The following is an 11,485-nucleotide window of genomic DNA, read 5'->3' on the forward strand; positions in this document are numbered from 1 at the left end:
CCTCTTTTACATCCCCCTTTCGAGGGAGATTTTATCATAGGGTGGGTCAGTTTTACTTGACGATCGGGGGTCAATTCTATTTTACGATCTACAGTATGGCCCGGAAAAATTTGAGGTGTTGATGGTAACACAGATGAGAAGTGACGCTACATCTTCTTTACAAGAACAAATCATCTTCACTGACGAGTTAGAAGCACCGGGTAAAATTAGCGACATCTACGCTTGGGCTAAGTATATTTGTAGTTATGAGTTTACTAAAAATGGAATTCACTCTCAAGGGTATATGCTTGTGAATGACGAGGGTAATCGAGACGAATACGAAAGGATATTGAAATCACTGAAAGAGAAAAAATGTGGTAGTTGTCAGGCAACAAAATAATGGTTCCTTTCGTCTATAAGCAAGAGAACAGCTACAAGTAAGAATTTTAAGGGGGTCTTTCCATTGAAGAAAAAGTGGTTAGCGTTTCTCTTGGTTGGAGGAGTATTTTTAATAGCCAGTTTACCAAGTGGTGTTATGGCTGCTGAACTAGTTACCGTTACTTTTAATGATAAAAAGCTAGATTTCGACGTATCACCTATACTGGAGAACGGTCGTGCGCTAGTACCATTACGGGTTATTTTCGAGGCTTTAGGTGCTAAGGTAGACTGGGATGGTGCTACTAATACAGTCACGGCTACCAAAGATAATGATACTGTAAAGCTAACCGTCGGTAAAAAGACGGCCTATAAGAATGGTGCTGCGATAGAACTAGACGTTCCGGCTAAAGTTGTCAAAGGAAAGACGCTAGTACCGATAAGGTTTGTTTCAGAGGCGATGGGTACAATTGTTAATTACCAACATGACACTAAAACGGTAATAATACAAAGAATTAAGCACAATACTGTTCAACTTGAAACTTTAGACTATCATATCCCTCAATATACTTCTAACATTGAATGGAATATTGACAATATTATATGGAAAGAAGATAATATAACATTAATAGCCAATAAATCCCTTGCAAAAGAAAAATACCTTTCTAATTCAGTCATAATTTCCATTATGATAAAAAAAGAGAACAAGAACTTCGAAATTATGTTCACAGAAAAACCGTTATCAATTAGTTCAGTAGGTTTATCAGCAAATAAAGATTACCTGGCCTTAAAATTATTTTATCATTACGGTTATAAAGTACTTGTTGTTAATCTTAACACAGGAGAACATTTTATACTAAATGACATGTTAAAAACGGCTAAAAATGGATTCGTAGAAACAATTCACGCCTATAGTTGGTCACCCGACAAAAACAAATTGGCTTTTGCCTTCGGCAATACCTCAAAAAGCAATCTAGCAATTTATGATCTGGATAAAAATTTATTATTACTAATTCCAACAGAAAATTATTATATTACTACAGCCTACATTTTATGGCATCGTAACGGTGAAGGACTTGACTTTGTAAGTGAATACCCTTCAAAAAAATTTAAAGTTTATAGATATTTTAACAATCAAGATAGTATTGAGTTTATAAGAGCTGTATCACGTGAAGAAATAGTAAATATGCCTAGTCCTAACTATAGATTTAAGTATTAAGGGTAGGGTTAAACCCTACCCTTATGAGCACACTACTTGCTTAGATGTTATTTACTGTAACTTTGCCTACAGCATCTGCACTTGCAATTTCTTTAATCTTTTTAATTAAGGCATCTTGGTTATTGTTGGATATCCTGATGCAACCGTATGTTGGCGTAATGGGTACCAAGTTGCATCAGTATTGGTTTAAGGATCACCACCGTGAATCATAAAACCGGAGCAGCCATTTTCTTCTGCAGTTAAAGCATTACCGCTTACAGGGTCCATGGAAACCCTTTCATAAGGTCCATAAGAAGATTCTGGGGTTCCCGGACCGACAATCCAGGCAGTATATTGGCCCGTAGGGTATCGGCATTGGTTAACCACCATTTTGTATGATCCCAATCATTTTCTTCACAGCTTGTACCTCGTCCCAAAGCGTCAACTGGTCCAAAAACTAACTCCCCTGCGCTATTATACATCTTTAAGCTACCTTTATAATCCCTGTCGGACGGGAAATTTGCTATAATGTGAAAATCCATAAAGGTGTAGGACTCGCTATATGTCAGAAAATACTCAAAAGGCATAATGGTCAAGCCTGGATGATTGGCGAAATTGACAAAGGTGCTACTTTTTATTTTAGTTTTCCGAAGCAAGCGGCGTGCGCCGCAGCAACATCCAGCTCTACTTGAAAAATTATATGGCAGCACCGTTATTTTATTTCCAGCCCTACCAACCATTAATTTTTGCCGGCCTTTAAAAAAGCCGAGTGGTGGTACCTTCCGCTCACTGACTCGGCCGTAAATTGGGGACATTCCTCGAGGAGGTCTGTCCCCTTTCCTTGATACGAGCTCACTCGGCTCCGGGCGGTTGCATAATTCGGCCCTAAGGTTCAAATTGAATTCCGGCGCACCTTCTGAGTTCAGCCAAGGTTTCTTCATGGGACATGGCCTTCCGGTAAGGCCGATCACTGGTCATTGCATCATATCATCGGCGATAGCCAAAATGCGACATTCCAGAGGTATGTTCTCTCCTTTCAGCCCAAGGGGATAACCCCTCCGGGTTGGACTCATTATATTTTGCGATGGCTTCAGATAGTCAATGATCGCCCAGCCGACATCGTGAAGCAGGGGTAGGCTGAGCGCTCTGGACGTTTTCGACTTCGTCAATACGATGCGATTATCCTTCCATTTCAAGTTGTCCAATTTCAGATGCTTGATGTCCATTGTCCGGAGGCCTAACTGCGCAACCAGAAGGGATCATGGCATAATCCCTTTTCCCGGTAGGATGGAGCATTTACTTTGGATAACGTGCTACTTATGATAAGGTGGAATCATCTCACCCCTGCTGGCAAACATCTATAAAATCTTACCGAGAAAAGTTCGGGTTCGCTCGTTTTGGGGATTGCCGAAAACCTGCTCGGGCGTTCCCTCCTCCACCAGACGCCCCTCGTCCATAAATATCACCCGGTCGCCAACCTCGCGGGCAAAGCCCATTTCGTGGGTTACCACCACCATGGTCATGCCTTCCCGGGCCAGATCCTTCATTACTGCCAGCACTTCCCCCACCATTTCGGGGTCCAAGGCGGAAGTGGGTTCGTCAAAAAGCATCACCTTGGGCCGCATGGCCAGCACCCTGGCGATGGCCACCCGCTGCTGCTGGCCGCCGGAAAGCTGTTCCGGGTAAACATCGGCCTTGTCCGACAGGCCTACTTTATCAAGCAGTTCGCGGGCTATTTTTTCCGCCTCATCCCGTGACAGTTTTTTCACCTTCATGGGCGCCAGGCAGACATTGTCCAGGGCGGTTTTATGGGGAAAAAGGTTGAATCGCTGAAAAACCATGCCCACATCCTGGCGCACGGCGTTAATATTGGTATTCTTATCCGTTAAATTTATGCCGTCTATATAAATATCCCCCGCGGTAGGCTCCTCCAACAAATTTAAACAACGTAGAAAAGTGCTTTTTCCGGAGCCGCTGGGTCCGATAACGCAAACCACTTCCTGGAGGGCGACCCGACAGTTGATATCTTTGAGAACTTCCAGCTTGCCAAAATTTTTATACAGGTTTTTTACCTCAATCACCGGTTTTATACCTCCTCTCCAGGTAATCCACGATACGGGACAGGGTGAAGGTCATGATCAAGTAAATAAATCCGACGGTCAACCAGATGGCAAAGGATTCATAAGTCCGGGCAATAATCAACTGGCCGTTTCTGGTTAATTCCGCAAAGCCGATAACCGACAGTAAGGAGGTATCCTTCAACATGGCAATAAACTCGTTACCCAGCGGAGGGATAACCCGTTTGAACGCCTGGGGCAGAATAACGTAGCGCATGGCCTGTCCGTGGGTCATGCCCAGGGAGCGGGCGGCCTCCATCTGACCCCGTTCAATGGACTGTACGCCCGCCCGGAATATTTCCGCCACATATGCGCCGCTGTTCAGGCTGCAGGCGATTACCGCGGCCAGAAACCTGGGCAGGGCAAATGAATCCGCCACCGGCGTCATCCCGTAGCTATCCACCATAAACGACTGCAAATCCATTAATAATTTGGGAATTCCGAAATAAACAATAAAAATCTGTACCAGAAGCGGGGTTCCGCGGAAAAAGTCTACATAGGCCGTAGCCAGAAAACGTAATACTTTGCGCCGTGAAAGACGCGACAACCCACCGATCAAACCAAGCAAGCAACCGATGGCCACGGAAATTATCGTTATTTGCAGCGTGATCTTGGCTCCTTGAAATATCAACACCGGTAAATTCTCTATTACAACATCCAAATATTTCACCTTCTCCGCCGGAACAGGAAATATGCGTAATACCTTTTAAGGCATTACGCATATTCTAATTCCGTTATTTGGTTGCATATCTATCAGCTCTGGGGTTCACCGGGCAGGTATTCCGGCGGGGCGGCCCCGAACCATTTCTTATAAATCTCGTCAAACTTGCCGTTTTCCTTCAAGGTGGCCAGAGCATCGTTGATCATTTCCAATACTTCGGGTTTTTGTTTCGGCACGGCTATGCCGTAGTGCTCGCTGGTTTTCATATCACCGACGATCTTGACGTCGTCGTTGCCCTGCTGGATATAGTAGGCGGTTACGGGAAAGTCATTTACCACCGCGTCCACAGCGCCGCTCTTCAGGTCCAGGAAGGCGTCGCCGATGATATTGTAGTCCGTAATCTCGGCATTGGGCACCTTGTTGGCTTCAATGGAACCGGTGGTGCCGATTTGTACGCCTATTTTCTTGCCTTCCAGGTCGTCAAATCCCTTGATGGTCTCATTGTCCGCACGCACGGCCACACACTGGCCGGAAGCATAGTAAGGAACAGAGAAATCAACTTTTTGTTTTCTTTCCTCGGTAATGGTCATGGCCGAGATGGCGCCGTCAATGCTGGCTGTTTCCAGAGCGGGCACTATGCCGTCAAAGTTCATGCCCTTGATTTCGATTTCCACGCCGGCCACTTCTTCAATGGCGTCAATCAGGTCAACGTCAAAACCCTTTAATTTACCGTCCTCTCCCATAAATTCAAAGGGAGCATAGGCGGTGTCGGAACCGAAAACCAGCTTGGTGGTTTGGGCGCCCTGTTTTTCACCCTCGCCGGCGGTTTCCTTGGCCTTTTCGCCGCCGCCGCAACCGGCCGCCACAACCACGAGCGTCAGGGCCGTTAAAGCAACCAAACTCACTTTAAACCATTTTTTCAATAACCATTCCCTCCTTCGGTAATTAAGAATTTATTTTATTTTTTAACCGCTTAAATTCTTTCTCAGCACCTCCTTCTGAAATCCTAAACAAATGGAAGAAATTCGCCTTGAAACAACAAAATCCTGCTGAAAATTTATTCTTTATAGGACAAATTGCACAAAAAGCATGCACCGAGCTTTTACTTGACAATAAAATAGCCCGGTGGGAAAATAGCTATTGATTGGTTAATGAGACGAAAGGAATCTGCAACCCCATGGACGCACTTAAAAAAAGACAAGTCAAGGCCGATCTGGCCCTTTTATTTGTGGCCTTCTCCTGGGGCCTGACCTTTGTGGTGGTCCAGGACGCCCTATCGGGCATCGGCCCTTATTACTTTGTGGCCCTGCGCTTCTTGCTGGCCGCAGCTTTTCTGGCCGTCGTCTACTGGCGCCATCTGGCGGACCTGAACCGCGCCACTTTGCAGGCCGGGGCATTTATCGGTTTGTTTTTGTTCGGCGGATATGCCTTCCAAACAGTAGGGCTCCAATATACCGGCCCGGCCACCGCCGGTTTCATCACCGGGCTGGCCGTGGTCCTGGTGCCACTGTTTACCGCTCTATTATACCGGAGAATGCCCGGACCTTACGTGGTGGTAGGCGTTGCCTGTGCCACCCTGGGACTGGGGTTTTTGACCCTGCAAGGCGGCGGCTTCAAGCTGGGCTTGGGAGATATACTGATATTTTGCTGCGCCATTTGTTTCGGGCTGCACATCCTCATGGTGGGGCGGTACGCCGGGCGTCACAACCCGGTGTTGATGGCCATTATCCAGATTACCACGGTCTCGGTCGTCAGCTTCATATTCGCCCTGGGGCTGGAAAAAATGCCGGCACAGATCACCACACCGATCTGGGTGGCCTTTTTTATCACCGCCATTCCCGCCACTGCACTGGCTTTTTTGATCCAAAACACCGTGCAGCGTTACACCTCCCCCACCCACACGGCCATCATATTTACCATGGAACCGGTTTTCTCGGCCATCACCGCCCACCTGCTGGGGCGCGAGATTTTAGCGGGCGTACAGGTGGCAGGCTGCACGCTCATCCTGGCCGGGATGCTGGTCGCCGAACTAAAAGGCGGTGCGGATACCGCGGAAAGCTTAAACCAGGAAAAGGACCGCCTGGTGGAAAAACCGGGACTGAGTTAATGCGCGCCAAGGTGCATGAGGGTCTACCCAGATAAAAAGGGGACAGGTACTTTTTTCAAAAAGCGAAAAAAGAGCCAGTCCCCTTTTTACCTGGTACAACCCGCCCCGCCGGACGTTCAATTTAAAGTAACTCCTCATGCACATCAAGTACTTCCACCCCGTTATGGTTTTCCACAAACCGCACCACCGAGGCAAGCACGCGCTGCATGTGCGCCATATCGCCGCTGACGGCGGAAATCCCCACCGTGGAGTATTTCCAATTGTCCTGCCGGCCCACTTCCGCCACCGATATGTTAAAGCGATGCTTCAGCCTTTCCAGCAAGCTCTTTAAAACCTTCCGCTTTCCTTTCAGGGAATCCGCTTCCTGCAGCAAAAGTTCCAGCGTTAAAACCCCCACAACCATGTTGACTTCCCTCCTTAAGCCGACAATCCCCACGGTAAGGTACACTAAATAAGGCGGCTGGCTTTGATTGGTTTTTTAAACGGTACCTGTCCCCTTTCCAGGCAATTAAAAAAAATTTTGCATAAAGTGGATAGAGTCATATCAAATTACAAAAAACCCCGGTATAAACCGGGGCGGGCCTAAAAATCAATGTTCTTCATGAAATCATTATACTCATCTTCGGAAACAGTTTTCCAGCTTATTTTGCCTGACTGAGAAACACCCATTATCTGGTATATGACTTCAATCTCGTCGATGTACGGGGACAAATCGATTTTTTGCACTCCTGACGGGGCGCTTTCCAGTAAAATCACCGGCTCTTCCACGCTTCCCTCTATCCATCTGCCTTCATAACTTTCGTAATCCTGCATGGCAAAAGGCGGCTCTTTCAGCCAGTAAATATAGGTTTTGCGCGCCTGCCCGCCACCGACCAACAACGTCAGCCGAAGGTGATCTTTGTATAATATACACACCTTGTTTAACAATTAAAATCACCCACAATATATGTGATTTTTATCACTATTTTACATTTCAGCACTGTAAAAGTCAATTATTAAATTAGGGTCCCCGCCAAATATGACCCGGCATCAGCCTGGGCCAGCACATTGATAAATTGCCCCACAAGTTTATTCTCGACACCGAACGTACATTCCAGAGGCACCCTTACACTAACGTAATTGTCGGCATACCCCTCGGCAAAGCCGCACTGTCCTTCACCCACGATCCTTTCCACCAGTACCCGCAATTTTTCACCCAGCACGCTACCATTATAATTCCTGGAAAGTTCCCTGTCCAGCCTTTGCATTTCCTCGACCCGCTTCTTTTTAATATCGGGGCGCACATTGTCCGTAAACCGGGCCGCGGGCGTACCGGGACGGGGTGAATAGGGAAACACATGCAGGTGCGCCAGCCCAAGCTCCCGGATCATGTGCAAAGTAATGTCATGGTCCGCCTCTTCTTCCCCCGGGAATCCCACTATCAAATCGGTCCAGATGGAAATACCCGGCGCCAGGGATTTGGCCATGCGCACAATGGCCGCAAAATCCGCCGCCCGGTATTTCCGGCCCATCCTTTTCAGCACCCGGTCGGAACAGCTTTGCACGGGTATGTACAGGTGGTTGCATACCCTGGGGTTAAAAGCCACGGTTTCCAAAAGCCGCTCGGTCACGTTCATCGGCTCCACATAATTCAGCCGGATGCGAAAATCATAAGGCAGCCGGCTCATCTCTTCAATTATCTGCGGCAGATCGGTATCCCCCAGATCCTGTCCGTAAAGGCCCAACTGGTTCCCCGCCAGGACGATTTCCCGGTATCCCGCTTCCAGCAGGGATCGCACCTGTTCGAGCACCCGGTCCGGCGGCAGGCTGCGGGACCGCCCCCGGGCCTTTCTGATAATACAGTAGGTGCAGAACTCATTGCATCCTTCCTGTATTTTAACCACCGGCCGGACCCGGCCATACCAGGATAGCAGCGGCATTTCCTCAAACTTGTCTCCCTGCTCGTGCTCCGTGACCATGAGGCGCGGCCCATGCCATTTCTCATCCAAAGCCTGCCGGATCAGGGCCGGTAGGGCGGACCGCCCTCTGGTCCCGATAAGGATATCAGTTTCCGGCATTTCCTCCGCCAGTTCCCGGTGATATACCTGGGGATAACAGCCCGCCAGCACTACCAGCGCATGCGGGTCCTCTCTTTTTATTTTCCTGGCCACCCGGCGGGCCTCGGCGGCGGCGGCTCCGGTAACCACACAGCTGTTGATTATGTTCACCCGGGCCCGCCCCTCCGTGTTAATAAAGCCCGCCTGCTGCATGGCCGACTCTATGGCCACGCTTTCATGCCGGTTGACGGGACACCCGAAGGTAATAACTTTGAAAGTAATCTCCCTTTCTCCATCCTTGTTAGCGCATTGATTCAAAGCATTCACCCACTTCAAGTCTTAAAAATCAATAAATTATGAAAATATGCTTAAAATAACTATTTTAGAGCGATTGTCCATAAAATGCTTTATATATCGCCCTTAATCAATGTTTTTAACATTTGCTCAAAACAGGAATTATTTAGTATAGTTATTTATAGCATTTTTACTCTACCCGAATTATGCCTTTTTTATATTAGTCTGTAAAGGTGGGTGATGTTATCTTTAATTTAAAACAACTAAATTAACAAAATAATTAATCAATTAAGGAGGTCGAGTTAATGCCAAGGTTTAGAGATCCAATCCTGACCTGCCGGCCCTCGAACAAGACACCGCGGGTCATTGATCCCAAAAATGTCAAGCGTTCAGTTGACCCTGCGGTCCTGGAAATGATCGATGTGGCCCAAGAGCAGGGAGTAACCACAGCCTTTGACCGCGTATTGGCCCAGCAACCACAGTGTCAATTCGGTTATAAAGGCATCTGCTGCCGTTTCTGCATGATGGGACCTTGCCGCATCAAGGCTGACGAAGGTCCGGCCAGCAGGGGTATCTGCGGTGCCAATGTATGGACTATCGTGGCCCGCAGCGTAGGTTTAATGATATTAACCGGTTGTGCGTCCCATGCCCAACACGGAAATCATATTGCCCACGTTTTGCATATGGTATCCGAAGGACATGCACCGGATTATTCTATAAAAGACGTAGATAAGCTGTACAGAGTATGTAAGAAAGTCGGTATTGAAACCGAAGGCAAAGATAATGCCACCCTGGCCAGGGAACTGTCGGAATTGGCCCTGGAAGATTTCAGGCGCTGCAAAGGGGAAGGCGATGCCACCTGGATCACCAAAACGGTCACCAAAGACAGAAATGAAAAATACAGAAGCCATTATGTCATGCCCCACGGCATCCACGCCACCATTTCCGACCTGGTAACCCAGGCCCACGTAGGTATGGATAACGATCCGGTCAACCTGGTATTCAGCGCGGTACGGGTTGGTTTGGCCGACCTGGCCGGTAAGTGGATCGCCACAGACCTGTCGGATATTATTTTCGGTACTCCCGAACCCGTTGTCAGTGAAGCCAACATGGGTGTGCTGGATCCCAAGAAAGTAAACATCATTCTGCACGGCCATAACCCGCTGCTCAGCGAAATGATCGTTGCCGCGGCCCGTGAGCTGGAAGGTGAAGCCAAGGCTGTCGGAGCCGAGGGCATACAATTATCCGGTATCTGCTGTACCGGCAATGAAGTGCTCATGCGCCAGGGCGTACCCATCGTTACATCTTTCTCCTCCCAGGAACTGGCCATTTGCACCGGTGCCGTGGACTGCATGGTGGTGGACGTGCAGTGCATTATGCCCGCCCTCAACACGGTGGCCCAGTGCTTTGGCACCAGGCTGATCACCACTTCGGACATCGTAAAGAATCCCGGCACCATGCACATAGACTACCAGGAAGCCACGGCCATGGAAAACGCCAAAGAAGTTATCCGTGAGGCCATAGCGGCGTTCAAGGAGCGCGGCAACCGCCCGGTACACATTCCCAATGTCAAGAACAAAGTTGTTGCCGGCTGGAGCCTGGAGGCAATTTTTGAATTATTCAAGACAGTTAACCCGGATAATCCCGTTCGTACCCTTAACGACGCCATTTTAAGCGGTGAACTGAAAGGCGTTATCTTGATGGCGGGCTGCAACAACCTGAAAACCTTCCAGGATCAGGCCCATCTGGAAATTACCAAAGCCATGTTGAAAAACGATGTGCTGGTCATCTCCACGGGCTGTAACGCCCAGGCCTGTGCCAAGGAAGGGCTGATGGACCCCGCCAAGGTAGATGAATATTGCGGCGAAGGTCTGAAGAAATTCTACCAGCGTATCAGCGAAAAAGCCAATCTGAAATACGGTCTGCCCCCGGTCCTGCACATCGGCTCCTGCGTGGACAACTCCAGGGCGGCCGAGCTGCTGATGTTGATGGCGGATGACCTCGGCGTTGACACACCGAAAGTGCCGTTTGTAGCCTCCGCTCCCGAAGCCATGAGCGGCAAAGCGACCAGTATCGGCACCTGGGCCGTAACCATCGGGCTGCCCACCCATGTGGGAACCATGCCGCCGGTGGAAGGCTGCGACCTGATTTACAGCATATTGACCCAAATTGCCGGCGACGTATTTGGCGGGTACTTCATTCTGGAGCCGGACATTGAAACGTCAATTCAAAAACTGTTGAACGCTTTGGAATACCGCACTTGGAAGTTAGGCATACACCGCCGGGTCGCCGAAGATTTGGAAACCCCGCTTTGCCAAAACTGGTAAATCGCTGGAAAGGGAGGGAAAGAGAATTGACCGAAGTCACCGGCTTTGATCAAATATTCGAAGGCGCTATAGAACCGGGCCAGGAGCCCAAGAAACTGTTCAAGGAAGCCTACGAAGGAACCATCACCGCCCTGAGCTACGCGGAGATCCTGTTAAACCAGGCCATCCGCACCTACGGCAAGGACCATCCCGTGGGCTATCCCGACACAGCCTACTACCTGCCGGTCATCCGCTGCCTGAGCGGCGAAGAAATCAAGACCCTGGGCGACATGGTGCCGGTACTGAACCGGATGCGCGCCGCCGTTAAGGAAGAGAAAACCTTCGCCAACGCCCGCAAGTGGGGCGAGGCCACCTGGTACGCCGCCGACATCATCGAGGCCGTCAGGTACAT

The 11,485-nt window shown here is 48.9% G+C and carries 11 protein-coding genes and 2 pseudogenes; 5 read left to right on the plus strand and 8 right to left on the minus strand.

The window, feature by feature from the left end:
- Nucleotides 1-133 precede the first annotated feature (133 nt).
- Both BM299_RS18015 and BM299_RS18020 read left to right on the plus strand, forming a co-directional pair.
- Entirely contained in the window at nucleotides 134-379 is a 246-nt protein-coding gene (locus BM299_RS18015; protein ID WP_131820685.1) for a hypothetical protein, read from the plus strand.
- A 63-nt stretch (nucleotides 380-442) separates the two neighbouring features.
- The gene (locus tag BM299_RS18020; protein ID WP_092487750.1) at nucleotides 443-1,573 is read left to right on the plus strand and encodes a copper amine oxidase N-terminal domain-containing protein; all 1,131 of its coding nucleotides are present in this window, start codon (nucleotides 443-445) and stop codon (nucleotides 1,571-1,573) included.
- Nucleotides 1,574-1,827: 254 nt separating this feature from the next.
- On the opposite strand, the gene BM299_RS20535 is transcribed toward BM299_RS18020, so the two are convergent.
- The 5 genes and pseudogenes from BM299_RS20535 to BM299_RS18045 form a co-directional block, all read right to left on the minus strand.
- Nucleotides 1,828-2,493, minus strand: a complete 666-nt coding sequence (locus BM299_RS20535) for a hypothetical protein (protein WP_425429505.1) — start codon at nucleotides 2,491-2,493, stop codon at nucleotides 1,828-1,830.
- A pseudogene (locus BM299_RS20570) lies at nucleotides 2,438-2,607 on the minus strand (HD-GYP domain-containing protein); the annotation flags it as partial. The pseudogene BM299_RS20570 and the gene BM299_RS20535, both read right to left, overlap by 56 nt.
- 303 nt (nucleotides 2,608-2,910) lie before the next feature.
- Nucleotides 2,911-3,633 carry an amino acid ABC transporter ATP-binding protein gene (locus BM299_RS18035; protein WP_092487753.1) on the minus strand — a complete coding sequence of 241 codons (723 nt, stop codon included), beginning with the start codon at nucleotides 3,631-3,633 and terminating at the stop codon, nucleotides 2,911-2,913.
- Complete coding sequence (locus BM299_RS18040) at nucleotides 3,626-4,339, minus strand: amino acid ABC transporter permease (protein ID WP_207545236.1); 714 nt, start codon at nucleotides 4,337-4,339, stop codon at nucleotides 3,626-3,628. Before BM299_RS18040 ends, BM299_RS18035 begins: the two co-directional genes overlap by 8 nt.
- 83 nt (nucleotides 4,340-4,422) lie before the next feature.
- Complete coding sequence (locus tag BM299_RS18045) at nucleotides 4,423-5,253, minus strand: basic amino acid ABC transporter substrate-binding protein (protein WP_092487759.1); 831 nt, start codon at nucleotides 5,251-5,253, stop codon at nucleotides 4,423-4,425.
- A gap of 254 nt (nucleotides 5,254-5,507) precedes the next feature.
- On the opposite strand from BM299_RS18045, the gene BM299_RS18050 reads away from it, so the two are divergent.
- Complete coding sequence (locus BM299_RS18050) at nucleotides 5,508-6,437, plus strand: DMT family transporter (protein WP_092487762.1); 930 nt, start codon at nucleotides 5,508-5,510, stop codon at nucleotides 6,435-6,437.
- Between the two features lie 121 nt (nucleotides 6,438-6,558).
- Here BM299_RS18050 and BM299_RS18055 read toward each other — a convergent pair whose 3' ends face one another.
- From BM299_RS18055 to mtaB, 3 genes are all read right to left on the minus strand, one after another.
- On the minus strand, nucleotides 6,559-6,840 hold the full coding sequence (locus BM299_RS18055; RefSeq protein WP_092487764.1) for a DUF503 domain-containing protein: 282 nt from the start codon (nucleotides 6,838-6,840) through the stop codon (nucleotides 6,559-6,561).
- Between the two features lie 179 nt (nucleotides 6,841-7,019).
- Nucleotides 7,020-7,364, minus strand: a complete 345-nt coding sequence (locus BM299_RS18060; RefSeq protein ID WP_092487767.1) for a hypothetical protein — start codon at nucleotides 7,362-7,364, stop codon at nucleotides 7,020-7,022.
- 68 nt (nucleotides 7,365-7,432) lie between these two features.
- Nucleotides 7,433-8,791 (minus strand): tRNA (N(6)-L-threonylcarbamoyladenosine(37)-C(2))-methylthiotransferase MtaB, encoded by a 1,359-nt coding sequence (gene mtaB / locus BM299_RS18065; RefSeq protein ID WP_165608429.1) that lies wholly within the window; start codon nucleotides 8,789-8,791, stop codon nucleotides 7,433-7,435.
- A gap of 281 nt (nucleotides 8,792-9,072) precedes the next feature.
- Between mtaB and cooS the strand changes: the two genes are divergently transcribed.
- Both cooS and BM299_RS18075 read left to right on the plus strand, forming a co-directional pair.
- A complete protein-coding gene (cooS, locus tag BM299_RS18070) occupies nucleotides 9,073-11,094 on the plus strand; it encodes an anaerobic carbon-monoxide dehydrogenase catalytic subunit (RefSeq protein ID WP_092487773.1) in 2,022 nt (673 codons plus the stop codon).
- A pseudogene (locus BM299_RS18075) lies at nucleotides 11,088-11,485 on the plus strand (acetyl-CoA decarbonylase/synthase complex subunit alpha/beta); the annotation flags it as partial. The gene cooS and the pseudogene BM299_RS18075, both read left to right, overlap by 7 nt.

The organism is Desulfoscipio geothermicus DSM 3669, assembly GCF_900115975.1.
GTDB classification, from domain to species: Bacteria; Bacillota; Desulfotomaculia; order Desulfotomaculales; family Desulfallaceae; genus Desulfoscipio; species Desulfoscipio geothermicus.